We start from the raw sequence: 18422 nt of genomic DNA on the forward strand, positions 1-18422 counted from the left end.
ATGTCCACCCCTCCTCTGGACGCCACCAGCCCGGTGATGGCCGCCGCCATCCAGTTCGACCCCCAGGTCGGCCTGGAGAACAAGGACCGCAACCTGCAGCGGACACTGGACCTGGTCAACGAGGCCGCCGACCGGGGAGCGACCCTGGTCGTGCTGCCCGAACTGGCCAACACCGGTTACGCGTTCGCCACCCGCGAGGAGGCGTACGCCCACGCCGAGCACGTGCCGGGCGGCCCGACCACGCAGGCGTGGACCGAGCTCGCCCGGGAGCGCGGCCTCTACCTGGTCGGCGGCCTGACCGAGCAGGACGGCGACGGGGTACGGCTGTTCGACACCACCGTGCTCATCGGCCCCGAGGGGCTGATCGGCAAGTACCGCAAGACCCACCTGTGGGACCGCGAGAAGCTGATCTTCACCCCGGGCGATCTGGGCTTTCCCGTCTTCGACACCAGAATCGGCCGGATCGGCCTGCTCATCTGCTGGGACATCTGGTTCCCCGAGGCGGCGCGGCTGCTGGCCGTCCAGGGCGCCGACGTCATCTGCAGCGCGAACAACTGGGTGTGGACGCCGCCGCCGCTGTTCGACGAGGCCGGCCGGTGCATGGCCTCCTACCTGACGATGACCGCCTCGCACGTCAACAACGTCGCGTTCGTGGCCGCCAACCGGGTGGGGGAGGAGCGGGGCGGCAAGTTCCTCGGCTGCTCGCTCATCACCGGCACGAACGGGTGGCCGATCGGCCCGGTCGCGCCGGCCGAGGACGAAACGATCGTGTACGCGGACCTCGACCTGGTCGCCGCGCGTTCGGCGCTCATCTGGAACGACCTCAACGACCTCGCCCGCGATCGCCGTACCGACCTGTACGACCCGCTCCTGGGCTACCGCCGCGGCGACGCCTTCCCTCGCTGAAGGAAGGAAGGCTCATGTCCACCGAACGCGCCACCCGCCCGGCCCCCACGACCGCGTCCGCGACGGCCGGACAGTGGCTCGCCGGACTCGTCCTGATCGGGGTCACCGCCGCGGCGGCCGTCGCGCTCACCCGCGTGACCGGCCGGCTGCCCCACCTCCTGCCCGGCTACGCCCACTGGCAGCGGCAGGCGTACACCCGGATCCCGCAGTTCCTGCGGTGGTGGATCGGCGACACCACCGAGGCGGAGTTCTTCAAGACCGCCCTGGGCGGGCTGGGCATGCTCGCCGGCGGCTGGGTCGCCCACGTCGCCTGGAGGCGCGGCCGTCGCCGGGCGGGGTTCCCCGTCGCGTACGGCACCGGCCTGTGGCCGTGGCTGGCCGGTTCCGCCCTCCTCGGCCTGCTGCTGTCCGACGCCGCCTGGGGCTGGACCCTGCCCGCGTCCGGTGCCTGGCAGCCCACGTTCGTGCCGTTCGTCTCGGTCCCGCCGGCCATCGTCCTGATCTACGGGGCGGGCTGGACGGTCGCGGCGACCGGCGCCGCGCTCGGCGCCACCCTGACCACCCCGGTCGCGCTGCTGGTGGTCAACTGCTTCTGCCTGCCGCTGCACCTGCCCACGGTGATCGGCAACGTCACCGGCATGTGGGTCGGCGCCCTGATCGCCTTCGCGCTGTGCCGCCACCTGCCGTGGATGCCGCCGACCCTGGCCGCGCGGTCCACGCCGGCACCCGACTCGCCGGACGTCCCCGCCGCGTCGCCGCCGGACCAGGGACCGGGCTGGGTGGTCCGACGTGTCCTGGCCGACTTCACCGAGGCCCAGTTCTACGCAACGAACTCGCCTCGATCGGCCTGGTCGGCGGCACCGTACTGACCTTCCTGCTCAACCCGCTGACGCCGGTGTACGGCGGCGGCATGCTGCCCGCCCTGCTGACCGCGCAGGTCATCGCCGCCACGGTCGGGGTCCTGGTCTACCGGCGGCGCTGGGCCGAAGACGGCTGGTACCCCACCTTCGTGCCGGTCGTCTCCGTCGCCCCGGCGACCGTGCTGACGTACGGATCCACCGTCCAGGCCGTCGTCGCCGGGGCCGTGCTCGGCGCACTCGCCGGCCCACCGCTGGCCGCGTGGATCTCCCGACGACTGCCCGCGGACTTCCACCCGTTCATCGGCAACGTCGTGTCCATGACGGTCTGCACGCTCGTCGCCATACCGCTGCTGGGCGCGCTGCCCGGCTTCACGGCGATCTGACCCGTCCACCGAGTCGAGAGGCCTCGGCATGCGAACGCTCACGTTCGACCACAAAGGCACGGCCATCAGCGCCCGGACACGCGACGGCGACGGCCCGCCCCTCGTCATCCTGCCCGGCGTCATGGCCGACGCCGCCACCTGGCAGCCCGTCGTCGACGGGATCACCCTCCCCAACCCGGTCATCGTGATCAACCGGCGAGGCCGCACGCCCAGCGGCCCGCTCGGCGCCGGCTACACCGTGCGAACCGAGATCGACGACCTCCACCAGGTGCTCGACGCCCTCGGCGAACCCGCGCACCTGTTCGGCTGGAGCTACGGCGCCCTGATCGCCGCCGACGCCGCCACCGAGCGCGGGGGCCTGCGGACACTCACCCTGTACGAGCCGGTCGCGCACCCGTTCGCCCCGGAGGCGGTGCCCTTGTTGCGCGAGGCCATCGGCCGCGGCGACCTCGACCGTGCGGTGGAGATCGTCAACACCACCGTGTCGGGCTTCAGCGCGGAGTACGTGGCCGCGCTGCGTCAGGACCCCGTCTGGCAGGTCCTGCGCCCGCTGGCCGCCCCGCTGGCCGACGAACTCGCCGCCATCGACGACCACCGCCCCGCCTACGAGAAGTACCGCGACATCGCCCCACCGGTCACCCTGCTCCTGGGCGAACTCAATGAAGACGCAGTTCCGTACGGCATCGCCTTCGCCCCGTTTGCCCAAGCGCTGCCCCAGGCGCAGGTCGTACGACTCCCGAGCCAGGGTCACCTGGCCCACGCCCAAGCTCCACGACTACTCGCCGAGACCATCACCGAAGTGCTCGCGACCGCCGAATGAGGGAGACATGCCAGACCGCGCTGAGCGTGGGAACCCTCCTCCGACAGCAGCCCGCTGGGGGGCGTGGGGGCGGAGCCCCTCACATCGGGGGTTCCAGGGGGTCGCCCCCTGGGCGGTGGAAACGCGACGACCCGGCCCGCAAGGGCATAGGTCGCCTGAGTCGCGTGGGGCCGGTGGGATTCGAACCCACACTGGCGCGATCCTAAGTCGCGTGTCTCCTGCCTGATTGGACTACGACCCCTGGTGCGAGCGCCGGTCAGACGCCGAGCTCGCGCAGAATGCGTTCGACGTGGCCCGTGGCCTTCACGTTGTAGAAGGCCTTCTCGATCCTGCCGTCCGCGTCCACGATGAAGGTCGACCGGATCACGCCGACGACCGTCCTGCCGTACAGCTTCTTCTCCCCGTACGCGCCGTAGGCCTGCATGACCTTCGTGTCGGGGTCGGCGAGCAGCGGGAACGTCAGGCTCTCGCGTTCGCGGAACTTGACGAGCTTGGCGGGCTCGTCCGGGGAGATGCCGAGGACGGCCACGTCGGATCCGGTGAGGTCTTCCAGGTGCTCCTGGAAGCCGACCGCCTCTTTCGTGCAGCCGGGGGTCATGGCGGCCGGGTAGAAGTACACGACCACGCGCCGGCCGCGGAACGACGACAGGGAGACGGGGTTGCCGTCGGCGTCGGGGAGAGTGAACTCCGGGGCGGCGTCCCCGGGCTCCAGCCGCTGTTCCGTCACGAGAGTACCTTTCCGTTCGAGCCAGGGTCTGTTCCGCGAGCCTCACTGTGCGGCACGGGACCGGGAAACAGAACCTTGCCCAACCCTACTCGTCAGGGTCCCCCGGCAACGGGATCGGGTACAGAGTGGGCAGGACGCGGTGTCGCGGGTCCGTTCCTGAGAGACTGATCATTGCTTCGCCCGGTGGACAGCGCCGCAGGAGGTACGAAACGAGATGGCCGACAAGACCCGCGACCCCGCGGTGATAGAGCGCGAGATCGAGCTGACGCGTCAGGAGCTGGCGCGCAGCGTCGACCTGCTCGCCGAGCGCCTGAGCCCCAAGCGCTTCGCGCAGCGAGGTGTCGCCAGGGCCAAGGAGGAGGCCGGGCACGTCGCCACGGACATCCGAACGATGGTCCGGCGCGAGTCGGCCGAGCGGCTGAGCCCGCTGACCGGCCCGGTGCTGATCGGCGCCGGCCTCCTGGCCGCCGGCGTCGCCCTGCGCCTGCTCCTGCGCCGGGGCCGGCAGGACTGCTGACCGGCGACCGCCGGGGCACCCGGGTCCCCGGCGGTCCAGGGGGCGTTCAGTCCGACGCGGTGGCGAAGCGGCCCGAGCCCGAGCGGCGGGGCGTCGCGACGTTCCTGATCGACACGCCCGCCGTCTCCGGGATCGAAAGGATCGGCACCAGGGCGATGAGACCGGCGACGACCAGGTAGAACGCCGGGATGTAGTTGGTGTGGAAGACGCTGATCAACGAGTCGATCACCAGCGCCGACGTGCCGCCGAACACCGACGTCGAGATGTTGTAGCCGATGGCGAACGCCCCGTACCGCACCTGCGTGGGGAACATCGCCGGGAACGTCGACCCGATCACGGCGAGCATCAGCACGAGCAGCGCACCCATGATCGCGAAGCCGGCGGTCACCGTCACCGGGTTGTGGAGCTGCATCAGCTTGATCGCGGGGAAGCTCAGCACGATGTAGCCGGTGGCGGCGGTGGCCAGCAGCGGTTTGCGGCCGATCCGGTCGGACAGGCGGCCGAGCGGCGCGATCACCAGGAGCATGCCGAACTCCACGCCGATGGTGGTGAGCTGGGCGGCGACGTCGCCGACGCCGAGGTTCTCGGTCAGGTACGACGGCATGAACGTCAGCAGCGTGTAGTCGGCGACGTTGAGCAGGATGACGATGCCGATCAGGTTGAGGATCATCCGCCAGTGGTGGAGCAGGGTCTCCTTCAGCGGCGAGGACGCCTTGTGTCCCGTCTCGTCGATCTCCTTGAACGCCGGGGTGTCCTCCAGCCGGATGCGCACGTACAGGCCGACGAGGCCGAGCGGCAGGGCGAGCAGGAACGGGATGCGCCAGCCCCAGGCGTGCATCCGGTCCTCGCCGAGGCTCAGGTTGGCCAGCAGAACGAGGCCGGAGCCGAGGATGTAGCCCCACAGGGTGCCGAACTCCAGGAAGCTGCCGAGCACCCCTCGTCGTCGCGTCGGCGCGTACTCGGCGATGAACGTGGCGGCTCCGCCGTACTCGCCGCCGGTGGAGAAGCCCTGGATGAGGCGGACGAGCAGGAGCAGGATCGGCGCCGCGAGGCCGATGGTGTCATAGCCGGGCAGGATGCCGATGACGAAGGTCGACCCGGACATCAGGATGATCGTGGTGGCGAGGACGCGCTGCCGGCCGAGCCGGTCGCCGAGCGGGCCGAAGAACATGCCGCCGAACGGCCGGATCACGAACGCCGCCGCGATCAGCGCGAACGACTTGAGGGTCGCGCTGCCGGTGCTGTCGTGCGGGAAGAAGACGGTGCCGATGATGGTCGTCATCACGCCGGCGCTGAACACCCCGAAGTCGAACCACTCGATGCAGTTGCCCATCGCCGAGGCGACGACGGCTCGGCGGACGGTCGCCTGGTCGGGTGGCTCCTGATCTCCGGAAGCGGTCGGCTCGACGTGCTCCACCATGGAGTGTCCTTCCTCCTCGACGGACGAGGGCGGCGGGACCCGAAAGACCGTAAACGGACGGTCTTGAACCCGTCACCGAATGCCAGACCGAGGTTGCCCGGACAGACGACTCCCAAACTTCGAGCGGCCGCTCAGCTCAGTTCGGCGGCGACGCTCGCGGTGCCACCGGCCGTCGCCTCGAAGGCGACCGCGAGCGTTCCGGTGGCGCCCGGTACGGTCACCGTGGTGGTGCCGGCGCGGCCGATCTCGACCTTCTTCTGGCCGAGGATCCCGCCGTCCCAGACATAGGCGTACGCGACGCCCGGACCGCCCGTGCGCAGCCGGAAGGTGACCGAGCCGTCCCCGACCTCGGGCCGCCCGGCCAGGCGTACGGCGAACGGCGCGGCCGGCCCGGCGGCGAGCGGGACGCGCGTCGACGCCGCCTGGATGATCGACTGCGGTGAGTTGACCGACAGCGCCGCGGTCTGCGGCATCACCGGCGGCGGGGCCGTCGTGGGCCGGCCGGGCGGCGGCGTGTAGCCGGGCAGGGTGGCCAGGCCCCAGCGGTACGGGTCGCCCTGGACGCCGCCCCACGTCGACCAGCCGATGCGCGTCTGGCCCGTCTTGTCGGTCGTGTCGGAGTCGTAGACGAAGATATCGAGCGCGAACCGTGACGGGTCGACGGCCGCGGGCAGGTCGGCGAGCGGGATCTTGGCCTCCACCGTGTAGCCCGTGTACGGCGAGGACACGGCCGAGGCGACCTGCATGCCCGGAGCGGTCTCCGCGCCCGGCCCCTGGTGGTTGTCTGCGTCGCGTTCGAAGCACGGCCCGTCGCCGGAGGTGAACGGCAGGATGCCGGTCTTGAAGGTCGTCGAGGTGTTCTCCGCGTCACCGCGCGGGTCGAGCGCGATCTCCACCGAGTCGGTACGCCAGTGCCGCTTGCAGTCGGCGGCGTCCAGCGCGCTGCCCTGCTTGTCGTCCTTCACCTGGACCAGCACGTAGAGCGCGTCGTCGTACCAGGTCACCTTGCCGGTGGCCGAGCAGTCGGCGGCCGACGAGCACGCCGTGCCCTCCCACAGCCGCGAGAGGTTCAGCGACGGCCCGGAGTACTCCCCGGCCGCCTCCTTGCCGTCCACGTCCGGTGCCGCGCTCGCCTGGGGGATCGTCGTCTGCGGCACGAGCTCCAGCGCGGCCTTGGCGACGTCGGTGGTCGCGCCGTCGGCCGTCGTGCTGATCGTGTAGTCGTAGTCGCCCGCGTCGCCGCCCTGGTTGGAGGTCGGCAGGGAGGCGTCCGTGTTGCGCACGGTGAAGGTCACCGAGCCGGTCTTGCCGGCCTCCAGCGAGTACGGCAGGCTCGCGGGCTCGGCGGTGAAGCCCTGCGGCAGGTTCAGCGTGACGGTGCCCTGGTGCGGGTGGTCCGTGGTGTCGGTCAGGTCGACGCGCACCGTACGCGACCCGCCGGAGCCGAGCGTGAGCACGCGCTCGACCCGCCCGGACAGCTGCGGGACGCCGGTGGACGCGGCCCACGCGTCGAAGTCGGACACCCGCGGCAGCGGCTGCTGCACGCCGGTGACGGCGTCGCGCACCTCCACGGCCCGGTCGGTGGTGCCGGTGCCGTGCGCGGTGGTCACGGTCGCGCCCAGCCGTACGCGCCCGGCCTTCGCGTCCGCGGCGGGGGTGACGGTGAACTCGGCCGTGCCGTCGCGCACCGTACCGGAGCCGGCGGACGTCCAACCGGCGGGCAGGGAGAGCGCGACCCGGCCGGCGGGGGCGTGCGCGGTGACGGTGAACGGCTCACCGGCGGCCACGCCGAACGCGCTGGTGGTCAGGGAGAACTCCGTGCCCTGCGGCAGGCCGCCCCGGGCCGGGTAGACCGCGCCCTCCAGCGCCGCGTCCGGAGCGTGGTTCCCCGGGGTGAAGGGCACGCGGCTGTCGACCTGGGTGAAGTAGTCGCAGCCGATCTGGTTCGGGTCGGACGGCGGGTCCGGGGTGCCGGCCCAGCCCTGGCTCGCGTAGAAGCGATCGGCCTCGGCCTCCACCTGCGCCCAGGTCGCGCCGCTCCGCGACCGGCGCCCGGCCCAGACGCCGTACACGTCGGCGGACGGGTCGGTGGGGGTGAACGTCGTCTCGCACGCCGGGCCGGCGTCGCTCTTGACGAGGTGTTCCTGGTGGAGGAGGCGGCCCGCCCGCCAGGTGTGCAGGTGCTCCTTGGTGAGCTGCCCGGGGAAGGCCTTGGGGTCGGCGGCCAGGTAGTACGCCTCGACCGCGAGCCGTCCGGCCTCCTGGTGGTTGCCGTGCTGGCCCGGGATCGGCGACGGCGTCATCGTGACGATCACCTTGGGCCGCGTCTCGCGGACGAGGCGGACGACCTTGGCGATCGTGGAGTCGTGGTCCCACGCCTTGCGGGTGAGTTCGTCGCTGACGGTGTAGTAGAAGTCGACCTTGTCGAGGTAGTCGATGTCGGTGATGCCCGCCTTCGCGACCGCCTTGCGCTCCTCGGCCTCACGCAGCAGGCCGAGCGCCGGCCCCTCCTCGGTGCCGACCGCGTTGCCGCCGCCCTCGCCCCGGGTGATGGTCAGCACGCCCGTACGGAGGTGGCGCTGTTCGTTCCACTGGCCGAACGTGGACAGGTCGCCCGACTCGTCGTCGGGGTGGGCGCCGACGAACAACACGTCGAGTCCGCCGGCGCGGGCGGCCGCGGGCGTGCTCGCCGTGGACGTGGGAACGTTCCGGCCGGGCACCGCCCGGCGGAGGGCCGGCGCGGCGGGAAAGACGGCGGGCCGGGCGTGCGACGCCTCGGTGTACGCGCTCGCCGCGGCGTTGACCTGCCTTGACTCGGGCGCCGAAGGCTGCCGCGGCGACGTCGGCGGGACGGCCGAGGGCAGCAGCGAGACGACCAGACCGGCGGCGAGCGCCATGGGCGCCCCGAACCCTCCGCGCATGGAGGCCAACTCCTCTTAAACGATCACTCCCGATCGACTGAGAGTACGTTGCGAACTCATTCTTTGACAGCCCCGGAAAGCATGCCCGCGATGAAATGCCGTTGGAGGAAAACGTAGACGACGACGACCGGCGTGGCCACGATCAGGGCCCCGGCCATGAGCAGCTGGTACTCGGTCTGGTGCTGGCCCTGGAAGATCGACAGGCCGAGCGGCGCCGTGCGCCGGCCCTCGTCGGAGTTCACGATCACCAGGGCGAGCAGGAACTCGTTCCAGGTCCACATGGCGATGAGCAGCACCATCGTGAGGATGGCGGGCCGGCCGACCGGCACCAGCACCCGGCGCAGCGTGGTCCAGCTCGAAGCCCCGTCGATGCGCGCCGCCTCGATCAGCGAGCGCGGCGCGGAGCGGAAGTAGGCGCGCATCCAGAAGACGCCGAACGACACCGACTGGGCGATCTGCGGGAGCATGAGGCCGGGCAGCGTGTTGTCCAGGCCGGCCGAGCGCAGGTCGAAATACAGCGGGATGACAATGGCCTCAGAAGGCACCATCAGTCCCAATAGGAACACATAGAACAAAGCGGTCGAACCGCGAAATTCCATGGTGCCCAGGGCGTACCCGGCCAGGATCGACAGCACCGACGCGACCACGACCACCACCGTGACGACGATGACGCTGTTGGTCAGGTAGCGGGCGAAGTGCCCTTGCCGCCAGGCCTCGGTGAACGCGCCGAACGACAGGTGTGGCAGGCCCAGCGCCTGCGCCGCGACCGCGAGCAGCGGGAAGACGGCCACGACCGCGAACAGGCTCAGGACCCCGTACGTGGCGAGGCGCTCGTTACGAGAGGTCATGCACGTCCTTCGACAACACGCGTTATCCCGGCGGTGAGGACGAAGACGATGATCGCGATCGTGATGCCGATCGCGCAGGCCAGCCCCACCTCGCCGGTGTTGAACGCGCGGTTGTACACCTCGTAGGCGGGCACCTTGGTCGCGTCGCCGGGCCCGCCGCTCGTCGTCAGGTAGATCAGGTCGAAGTTGCGCAGCGCGGCCACCGTCGTGAGCGTCAGCGCGACCGCCAGCTCCCGCCGCAGGCCCGGCAGCGTGACGGCGAAGAACTCCCGTACGGCACCGGCGCCGTCGATGCGCGCCGCCTCGTACAGCTCGACCGGGATCTTCTGCACGCCGGCGAGGAACAGCACCATGGCCAGCCCGATCTCCACCCAGGTGCCGATCAGGCCGACCGACGGCAGCGCCCAGCCGAAGTCGCCGAGCCAGCCGCGCGTCAGGCCGCCCAGCCCGAAGAACCGGAGCGTGCCGTTGACCGGGCCGTGGTCGGAGTAGATCCACTGCCAGGCCACCGCGACGGCCACCATCGCCACGACCTGCGGCAGGAACAGGACCGTACGGAAGAACGTCATGCCGCGCGGGCGCGAGCGCGACATCACCGACACCAGCACGAACGCGATGCAGCAGGGCAGCACGGCGTAGAAGAACAGCAGGACGAAGGCGTGCCAGAACGACCCGCGCAGGCTCGGGTCGGCGAACGCATGGGTGTAGTTGCCCAGCCCCGCCCACGTGCCGAGGGTGAGGCCGTCCCAGTGGAACAGCGACAGGTACGCCCCGTGCACCAGCGGCCACAGCAGGAACAGCGCATAGACCACGAACGCCGGCAGGACGTACAGGTAACCGATCCGGCGGGGCTCGCCCGGCGGACGGGCGCGCTCTTTCCGGCCGGAAGCCGAGCGGCCGCTCTTCTCCCGGCCGGGTAGGGAGTACTGCCGCGCGCTCACTTCTTCGCCAGGAAGCCGCTGTAGTCCTTCTGGGCGACGGCCATGCCCTGCTGTGGCGTCTTACGGCCCGCGATGACCTCCTGCAGCGCGCCGCCGAGGGTGTCCAGGAACGTCGTCGTGGCGTAGTCGAGGTACGGGACGAGGAGGTCCTTGTCGCTGGCGGTCCGGTAGGCCTGGAACACGTCGCGCCCGACCGGCGTGGACGGCGTGGCGCTCGCCGGCTTGGCCGAGGGCAGCCCGCCGGTCTGGACGACGACGTCCATCGCCTGCGGGCTGGTCATGAAGTTCAGGTACGCCGCGGCGACGTCGGGGTGCTTGGACTTGGCGGTGATCGCCAGCGGCAGGCCGGGGCCGCCCAGCGTGGACGGCTGGGCCTGTCCGGCCTGCGGAGGTGGCGGGAGCATGAAGCGGACCTTGTCCCCCATCTTCTTCTGCAGGTCCGCGGCGAACCACGGCCCGCCGATGAGGAACACCCCGTCGCCCTTCGCGAACGCCGACGGCGAGTCGTTGTACTTGCCGGCGTTGGCGGTGCGGGGCAGGTAGCCGTTCTTCGCCCAGTCGGCGAGCTTCTGCACGGCCTGGACCACCGGCGGGTCGGTCCACGCGCCGCCCTGGCCGAAGACCAGGTTGCGCAGCGCGCCCTTGTCGGCGGTCTGGCCGAGCAGCACGCCGAGTTCGTGGATGGCCGGGAACTTCTCCAGGTTGGCGAAGTAGATCGGGGTCTCGCCCTTGCTCTTGGCGAGCGCCAGGTCCTGCTCGAACTGGCTGAAGCTCGTCGGCGGCTGGATGCCGAGCTTGGCGAGCTTGTCGGTGTTGTAGTAGATGCCGACCGCCTCGCCGGTCATCGAGACGCCGTACAGGTTGCCGGAGCCGATCGTCTTGCCGTCGCCGGTGACGCTGTTGAGCTGGGAGACGCCCGCGGGGAACCGCTTGCGGAAGCCGTAGACCTTGTCGTACGGGTCGAGGGGGATCAGCGCTCCCGCCTTGACCAGCGCCGCCATGATGCCGTAGCCCTGGTTCGCCTCGACGACGTCGGGCGGGTTGTCGCCGGACAGCGCGAGGCGCAGGGTCTTCTCCAGGTCGCTGAACGACCGCGACACCCGCTTGATCGTGACGTTGGGGTACTTGGCGTGGAAGGCGGCGTTGAGCTTCTGCATCTGCTCGTTCTGGCCGCCGAGGACCTCCTGGTCCCAGACGGTCAGCGTGACCGGCCCGGCCTTGGCGACGTCGGTCTGCACCGCGCTCGGCGGCTTCTGCGTCGGTTTCGGATTGTTCGAACCGGGGGCGCAGGCGGACACGGCGATCAGCATGGCGGCGATGGTCACGATCGGTTTCCGCATGGCGGGGGCTCCTTCGTCAACCGAACCGAGGCTTCGGTGCCTTTTTACAAGATCTTCATCTCACGCGCACCGGTTCTGGGGAACGGTCCATCAGGCATTCACCACGCTCCGCGTACGGTGGGCTCGGCGCGCGTGACGTTGATCGGGGCCGCGTCGGGGATGTACGGCACGAGGAACGAGTAGTCGCGGAGGATCTCCTCGGGCAGCTCACCGGACTCGCCGAACGCGGCGATATCGCCCCAGCAGGGCGAACCCAGCGAGCCGCTGTGGTGGCGCACGGACAGGCCGGCGCACAGGTTGGCGAAGCGCAGGCGTTCGAGCAGCGGCCACTGCGCGAGCGTGCCGTAGACGAACCCGGCCCCGAACACGTCGCCGGCCCCGGTCGGGTCGAGGGCCTCGACCGGCAGCGCCGCGGCCTCGGCCCGCTCGCCGGTGGTGCCGTCGATCGCGATCGCGCCGTCGCCTCCGCGCTTGACCACGACGACCGGCACCCGCTCGCTGAGCGCCGCGAGGGCCAGCTCGGGCGTCGCGGTGCGGGTGTAGGCCATGGCCTCGATGGCGTTGGGCAGGAACACGTCGACCTGGTCGAGCCGGTCGAGCACGTCGCTGGACCAGGTCTCGGTGGAGTCCCAGCCGACGTCGGCCACCACGGTCGTGCCCTGGCCGCGCATGTCCCGCGCCCAGTCGGGCACGGGGTGGTCGATGTCGAGGAAGCAGGTGCGCGCGGCGGGCGGGGCCGTGATCAGCTCCTCGGGCATCACCGGCATCGGCCGGTGGTAGGTGACCATGCTGCGGTCGGCGTCGTACGCCAGCGACACCGTGACGGGCGTGGGCCAGCCGGGCAGCCGGCGTGAGAGCTCCAGCCCGACCCCCTCCTGCTCGGAGAGGGTGCGCCACAGGTAGGCGCCGAACATGTCGTCCCCGAAGGCGGCGGCGAGGCCCACGTTGAGGCCGAGCCGGCTCATCGCGACCGCGATGTTGGCGATGCCGCCGGGGGCCGACCCGAGTCCGTCGGTGATCAGCTCGGTGCCGGGCGGGGGCAGGCCGGGCAGCCCGGTGAAGATCATGTCCATGAAGACGGTGCCGGCGAGGAACACGTCGAGCCCGCCGTGTCCGGGATGCAGCAGCTCACCGGCCGCGCCGCGCTCGGCGCAGGGGTCGTGCAGCCGGGGCTCGGGCGCGCGGCCGGGCGGGGCCGCGATGTTCTCCACCTGACCCATGGGGCGCCTCCCTCACCGGATCTCCGGGCCTGAGGTAACGACCATACGCGCCCGCGCAAGCCGCTCATCGGCCGCTCAGACCGAGCAGGCCGATCAGACCGATCAGGCCGGCCGGGCGGGCGGCCACAACCCCATGCTCCGCTGCGAGGAGGATTCCCAGGCGGGCTCTCAGAGGAACGTCTTGCCCTCGCCGCGGTAGGTGGGGACGGTGTCGACGACCCGGTCGCCGTCGATCAGCTGGAGCTCGGCGAAGCGCTCGCACAGCTCGCCGGCCTTCGCATGCCGGAAGTAGACCCGGTCGCCGATCTCCAGCCCGTCGGCGGCGCTGCCCACCAGCGGTGTCTGCACCTCGCCCGCGCCCTCGTTGGAGTCGAACCGCAGCCCGGTCGGCAGGAAGGGCTGCGGCAACCGGTTGCGGTCGGCGACGCCCGACGCGGGATAGCCGCCGCCGAGGACGGTGACCACGCCGGGGCCCGGACGGCGTACGACGGGCAGGGCGAACAGCGCCGCCGGACGGCCGGTGAAGTTGGTGTAGTGGTCGAACAGGACCGACTGGTAGAGGCCGGAGCCCGCCGCGACCTCGGTGACGGCCACTTCCGCCGCGGTCTTCTCCACGCTGCCGGTGCCGCCGCCGTTGACGAACTCCAGGTCCGCCTCGGCCCGGACCGCCTTGACGATCGAGGCGCGGCGGCGGGCCAGTTCGACCCGCGACTGCGCCTGGACGAACCGGACCGCCCGGGAGAACAACGGCTTGCCGGGCGGGTTGTCGCCGACCCCGGCGATCTGCGACTCGTAGGCCATCAGCCCCACGAGCCTCAGCGTGGGCCGGCGGGCGATGTCGCGGGCCAGCGCGGCGGCCTCCTCGGCGGTACGGATGGGGGAGCGCAGCGCGCCGATCCGCACCCGGCCCCCGGCGGGGCGCCACGCGGCGTCGATGTCGATGCAGACGCGGATCGGCCGGTCGCCGCCGGCGGACCGGGCGATGCCCTCGATCAGGTCGAGGTGCTCGGCGCAGTCGACCATGACGGTGACCGTCGCCGCCGCTCTCTCGTCGCGGGCCAGCTCGGTCAGCACGCTGCGGTCGACGGTCGGGTAGGCCACCAGGATGTCGTCGCTGAGCCCCTCGGACGCCAGCCAGAGCGCCTCGGGCAGCGTGAACGCCATGATCCCGGCGAACCCCTCGGTGGCGAGGACCTGCGCGAGCAGCGCGCGGCAGCGCACCGACTTGCTCGCCACCCGGATCGGCTTGCCCCTCGCGCGGCGTACCAGGCCGGCCGCGTTCGCGTGGAAGGCGTCGAGGTCGACGATCGCGAACGGTGGTTCCAGGTGGGCCGTCGCGGCGTCGTACCGCTCACGCAACGTCATAGGCGCAGCGTGCCATAAACCCGGCGAATATGAAAAGCCTTCACCTTCGGCCGTGGCGGGGTGGCATCCTGGAGGGCGACCACGGCGGCGGCCAGCGCCAGGGGTACGGCGACGGCCAGCGCCAGCGCGGGCACCGCGATGCCCGAGTCGTTCACCGCCCCGCCCACCACGGCGGTGACGAAGGCCCCGGAGAGCCCGGCCCGCAGCATCGGCGCACGCTCGTACGCGCGCCGCAGGCCGCCGGCGCCGGCCCGCCCCGGCCGGTGGAGCACCAGCAGGACGAACAGGAACCCCACCACCACGACCGGCAGGAGCGTCAGGTTGCCGAACGTGTGCGCCATCGCGGTGAACTTGCGTTCCAGCCAGGGCAGCGAGTCACCGTCGACGAGCTGCCCGAAGAACCGGCCCATGTGCGTCTGCCGCGACGGCGGGCGCAGGTAGTCGATCCAGGCGACGCCGAGGACGAGCGCCATCCCGGTCGCGCGCAGGAGCTGGAGCCGCAGGAACGACACCCGCCGCCCGGCCACCAGCAGCGCGGTCGTCGCCAGGCCCGGCACGAACGCGACCAGGCCGCCGAAGTCGCTGCCCCACGCGGTCCAGCTGTCCAGCAGCGCCGCGGTCAGGGTCATGGCGAGCACGGCCGCGACGGCGGCCCGGCGGCCGGCGCGGGGTTCGAGCCACTGGGCGACCCCGGCCGCCGCGAGCAGGGTCGAGGTGGCCAGCACCGCGAACGCGATGTTGCCCATCCCGTAGTACCGCCCGCCCACCAGCGGCGAGTACCCCATCATGCTGTTGAGCTGCAGGTGGTTGCCGGTCAGCAGGTCGCCCGCCAGCACGGCGGCGGTCAGGGCCGCGATGACCGTCCCGGGGCCGAGGAGGTGACGGCGCCACGGCCCGCACATCGCCAGCGCGGTCACGAGCACGTCGGCGGCCACGATCCCGGCGACCAGCCAGAACGTCGGCCGCGACGTATGCCACCACGGCACGAGGTTGACCAGGTAGGTCGAGACCGGCACCGCGGCGGCGACGAGGGCGGTCAGGCGCGTGGCCGACAGGATCCGGCGGCGCCGGCGAAGGGATCCGTGCCGCAGGGCCAGCGCCGCCGCCGCGTACAGGAGGACCTGGCTGATCACGAATCCGGCGAAGAACCGGGGGAGCAGCCGCCGGTGGGTCTGCGCCGCGAGGTCCTCCGAGGACAGGTCGGCCACCGAGTCGGCGAGCGCGGGCCGTACGGTGTCCGGCAGCAGCGGCGTGCCGATCAGCCCGGCCGGCGCCGGGATTCCCGCCGAGGCGAGCAGCGTCGAGGTCAGGTCGGGCAGGATCACCATGTTCGCGCGCCGGGTGGAGTCCGAGCCGAGGTACCGGCCCGCGGCCCCCGGGCCGGTCGCGAGGACGAGCCGCAGGTGCGGCGTACGGCCCTCGTCGGCCACGCCCGCCACCACAACGCCGGTGCCGGCGGCCAGACGCGTGAGCACCGACCCGACCGTCGCGTCCGCCCGGCGGACCGCGGAGGCACGGTCGCCGCCGCCGACCGTGCCCGCGTCGACGATCGAGACCGCGCAGCGGGCCCACGCGCCCGGCGGCAGCGCGGCGGGCGCCGGGGCGTACGTGTCGACGCGCCCCCGGCCGTCGGCGGCGGCCAGCGCGGCTCCGGGGCCGACGGCGTTCACGCAGCCGCCCGTCCGGTGCACCGCGTCGGCCAGCAGCCCCACCGGCCCGAAGCCCGCGTTGATGTGCCGGATCCACGCCGTCTCACCGACCACCGCGCCCGCAGCGCTCCGGGTGATGTGGACCGGCCGGTGGCAGTACGGCCCGGCGGCCGACCGGGCCCCCGCCGAGACCGTGACCCAGCCGTCCGCCGGACAGGTCAGGGTGCCGACGGCCCGTACGGACAGCAGGCCCGTCGCGGCGCTGCCGGCGAGACGCCACAGGTTGGGCGTGACCGAGGGCCCGACGTCGCTCCACCGGAGACCGGGAACGCCGATGAGGACGACGTGCCGCGCCGGGGATGTGTGGGCGGGCGGCGTGTGGGGCGTGTGCGACGGGGCCGCGCCCGCGCCCGGGGAATGGGAGATGAGAGCCGCGACGGCCAGTGCCAGCGCGGCGGCGACGCGTTTCGGCAACGATCGGCTCCCCGTCGAGTTCGCGACATGGCGGGGGGATCATGCCCGCCGCTCGAGGCGCCCCCGCGCCGCGCGAGTTACGCGCCCCCGTCCGCTCGGTGAAGTATGGACGGCACCCCTACGGCGGGCGACGCCGTTCACCGGCATGTCGCCGGTCTTTGCCTGTTGCTGGCCCGGGCCGCCCGAACATACCGGGCCCAAGCGGCACGAGCGGGCCGGTGGTGCCTGCTACCGGCACGATCGGCCCGGCCGCCGGTACGCGCGGCGGTGACGCGGTCACCCTGCGGCGTGGTTACCGTGGGGGCCATGGCTCACCCCTCCGATGTCACGCCGGAGACACTCGCGCGCCGGGCCTCGTCGTTCGGGGCTCAGGCCGCCGCGTACGCGGCCGAGCGGCCCGGCTATCCCGAGGCCGCCGTCCGCTGGGTGCTGGAACCGGTCGCCGGGCGTTCGCCGCTGCGGGTGCTCGACCTCGCGGCGGGCACCGGCAAGCTGACCGCGAGCCTGCTGCGGACCGGCGCCGAGGTCGTCGCGGTCGAGCCGGACACCGGCATGCTCACCGAGCTGCGCCGCACGTTGCCCGGCGTGCGGGCGCTGGCCGGTTCGGCGGAGCGGATCCCGCTGGCCGACGGCTCGGTGGACGCCGTCGTGGTCGGGCAGGCGATGCACTGGTTCGACCTCGACCGCGCCGTGCCCGAGATGTCGCGCGTGCTCACGCCGGGCGGGGTCGTCGGCGGCCTGTGGAACCGCGAGGACGACGACGTGCCCTGGGTCCGCGGGTTCCAGGAGATCGCCCGGGGTGGGCCGGCCGTCCGCCGGCGGGAAAGGGTCGCCGGGCTCGACCTGGGTCCTCACTTCTCCGCGCTGGAGCGGGAGGACTTCCGCCACTCCCAACGGCGTACACCGGACTCGCTCGCGGCCACGCTCGGCACCCACTCGCACGTGCTGGTGATGCCGGAGGAGGAGCGGGCCGCGCTGCTGGATCGCGTCCGGGAGTATCTGCGCGCGACGCCCGAGGCGGCCGGGGAGTTCGACCTGCCCCTGGTGACCATGACGGTCCGGGCCGTCCGCGCCTGAAGGCGCAAAGGACCTGTCTCAGGAGGCGGTGAGGTTCTGCGTGCCGACGACCTTGAGCAGGCGGAGCGCCTCGTGTGACGGGGTGCCGGGGGCGGCGGTGTAGAGCACGATCCACTGGTCCTGGTACGGGTCGTGCAGCGCCTCGCAGTCCAGGTCGAGCCAGCCGACCAGCGGGTGACGCAGCCGTTTGGTCGCCGACCGGCGGACCTGCACGTCCTGTTCGGCCCACAGCTCACCGAACTCCGCGCTCGCGGCCAGGAGCCGGTCGACCAGCCGGCGGATGCCCGCGTCCCGGGGGTACCGCGCGGCGGCGGCGCGCAGATCGGCCACGGACTCGCGGGCGAACCGGCGCCCGCCCTCGGCGTCGTGCCGGTCCCGCGCGGACTCGTCCGTGAAGAACCGCCAGATGATGTTGCGCTCGCCGGGCGGCAGCGCCGAGAAGTCGACGATCAGGGCGGTGGCCATGGCGTTCCACGCGAGGACGTCGTACTTGGCGTCGCAGACGAGCGCGGGAGTGTCGTCGAGCCGGTCGAGCAGGTGCGCGATACCGGGCCGGACGTCGCGCCTCGGGCCGGGCGGGGGTCCGGGCACCTCGCCGACGAGATGGTGCAGGTGGGCCCGTTCGTCGTCGGACAGGCGCAGCGCGCGGGCGATCGCGCCGATCATCTGCCGCGACGGACGCGGCCCGCGGCCCTGCTCGAGACGGATGTAGTAGTCCACCGACATGCCGGCCAGCTGGGCGACCTCCTGGCGGCGCAGGCCGGGGGTGCGCCGGCGGTGGCCGGCCTCCAGGCCGACGTCGGCGGGCTGCACCCGCGCACGCCATCTCCGCAGGAAGGCGGCCAGTTCCGCCCGGTCGAAGTCGTTCACTCATCCAGAGTGCCGCGCCGGCGCCGCCGCCACCATGGGACCGCCGATACCAGCCTCAGGCGTGCTCTCCCGGCCGCGCCGGGC

General features: G+C 72.3%; 16 protein-coding genes and 1 tRNA gene. 6 read left to right on the forward strand and 11 right to left on the reverse strand.

What is annotated here, in order from left to right:
• The 4 genes from OG417_RS10295 to OG417_RS10310 are packed head-to-tail and all read left to right on the forward strand — an operon-like array spanning position 1 to position 2969.
• Complete coding sequence (locus OG417_RS10295) at positions 1–906, forward strand: nitrilase family protein (protein ID WP_329253208.1); 906 nt, start codon at positions 1–3, stop codon at positions 904–906.
• 14 nt (positions 907–920) lie between these two features.
• The gene (locus OG417_RS10300; RefSeq protein WP_329253211.1) at positions 921–1775 is read left to right on the forward strand and encodes a hypothetical protein; all 855 of its coding nucleotides are present in this window, start codon (positions 921–923) and stop codon (positions 1773–1775) included.
• Positions 1776–1816: 41 nt separating this feature from the next.
• Positions 1817–2149 carry a hypothetical protein gene (locus tag OG417_RS10305; RefSeq protein WP_329253214.1) on the forward strand — a complete coding sequence of 111 codons (333 nt, stop codon included), beginning with the start codon at positions 1817–1819 and terminating at the stop codon, positions 2147–2149.
• Positions 2150–2177: 28 nt separating this feature from the next.
• Positions 2178–2969 (forward strand): alpha/beta fold hydrolase, encoded by a 792-nt coding sequence (locus OG417_RS10310; protein WP_329253218.1) that lies wholly within the window; start codon positions 2178–2180, stop codon positions 2967–2969.
• A 165-nt stretch (positions 2970–3134) separates the two neighbouring features.
• Here the strand turns inward: OG417_RS10310 and OG417_RS10315 are convergent.
• A tRNA-Leu gene (locus tag OG417_RS10315) sits at positions 3135–3210 on the reverse strand.
• A gap of 15 nt (positions 3211–3225) precedes the next feature.
• Positions 3226–3696, reverse strand: coding sequence for a thioredoxin-dependent thiol peroxidase (bcp, locus tag OG417_RS10320; protein WP_329253221.1), 471 nt, complete (start codon positions 3694–3696; stop codon positions 3226–3228).
• A 214-nt stretch (positions 3697–3910) separates the two neighbouring features.
• Between bcp and OG417_RS10325 the strand changes: the two genes are divergently transcribed.
• A complete protein-coding gene (locus OG417_RS10325) occupies positions 3911–4213 on the forward strand; it encodes a DUF3618 domain-containing protein (protein ID WP_329253224.1) in 303 nt (100 codons plus the stop codon).
• Between the two features lie 46 nt (positions 4214–4259).
• Here the strand turns inward: OG417_RS10325 and OG417_RS10330 are convergent, their stop codons facing one another.
• The 8 genes from OG417_RS10330 to OG417_RS10365 all read right to left on the reverse strand — a co-directional run bounded on the left by OG417_RS10330 (position 4260) and on the right by OG417_RS10365 (position 16391).
• A complete protein-coding gene (locus OG417_RS10330; RefSeq protein WP_329253228.1) occupies positions 4260–5633 on the reverse strand; it encodes an MFS transporter in 1374 nt (457 codons plus the stop codon).
• 131 nt (positions 5634–5764) lie between these two features.
• The gene (locus OG417_RS10335) at positions 5765–8554 is read right to left on the reverse strand and encodes a sugar-binding protein (protein ID WP_329253231.1); all 2790 of its coding nucleotides are present in this window, start codon (positions 8552–8554) and stop codon (positions 5765–5767) included.
• 56 nt (positions 8555–8610) lie between these two features.
• Positions 8611–9402, reverse strand: coding sequence for a carbohydrate ABC transporter permease (locus OG417_RS10340; RefSeq protein ID WP_329253234.1), 792 nt, complete (start codon positions 9400–9402; stop codon positions 8611–8613).
• The gene (locus tag OG417_RS10345) at positions 9399–10343 is read right to left on the reverse strand and encodes a carbohydrate ABC transporter permease (protein WP_329253237.1); all 945 of its coding nucleotides are present in this window, start codon (positions 10341–10343) and stop codon (positions 9399–9401) included. Before OG417_RS10345 ends, OG417_RS10340 begins: the two co-directional genes overlap by 4 nt.
• On the reverse strand, positions 10340–11683 hold the full coding sequence (locus tag OG417_RS10350) for an ABC transporter substrate-binding protein (RefSeq protein WP_329253240.1): 1344 nt from the start codon (positions 11681–11683) through the stop codon (positions 10340–10342). Before OG417_RS10350 ends, OG417_RS10345 begins: the two co-directional genes overlap by 4 nt.
• A 98-nt stretch (positions 11684–11781) precedes the next feature.
• Positions 11782–12903, reverse strand: a complete 1122-nt coding sequence (locus tag OG417_RS10355) for a carbohydrate kinase family protein (RefSeq protein WP_329253243.1) — start codon at positions 12901–12903, stop codon at positions 11782–11784.
• A gap of 168 nt (positions 12904–13071) precedes the next feature.
• On the reverse strand, positions 13072–14268 hold the full coding sequence (locus OG417_RS10360) for an amino acid deaminase/aldolase (RefSeq protein ID WP_329253246.1): 1197 nt from the start codon (positions 14266–14268) through the stop codon (positions 13072–13074).
• Entirely contained in the window at positions 14265–16391 is a 2127-nt protein-coding gene (locus tag OG417_RS10365) for a hypothetical protein (protein WP_329253249.1), read from the reverse strand. The genes OG417_RS10360 and OG417_RS10365 overlap by 4 nt, the downstream gene beginning before the upstream one ends.
• Before the next feature lie 306 nt (positions 16392–16697).
• On the opposite strand from OG417_RS10365, the gene OG417_RS10370 reads away from it, so the two are divergent.
• Positions 16698–17468, forward strand: a complete 771-nt coding sequence (locus OG417_RS10370) for a class I SAM-dependent methyltransferase (RefSeq protein WP_329253252.1) — start codon at positions 16698–16700, stop codon at positions 17466–17468.
• An 18-nt stretch (positions 17469–17486) separates the two neighbouring features.
• Here the strand turns inward: OG417_RS10370 and OG417_RS10375 are convergent, their stop codons facing one another.
• Positions 17487–18338, reverse strand: a complete 852-nt coding sequence (locus OG417_RS10375; RefSeq protein WP_329253255.1) for a helix-turn-helix transcriptional regulator — start codon at positions 18336–18338, stop codon at positions 17487–17489.
• Between the last annotated feature and the right edge of the window lie 84 nt (positions 18339–18422).

This window comes from Actinoallomurus sp. NBC_01490 (assembly GCF_036227085.1).
Classification (GTDB): Bacteria; Actinomycetota; Actinomycetes; order Streptosporangiales; family Streptosporangiaceae; genus Actinoallomurus; species Actinoallomurus oryzae.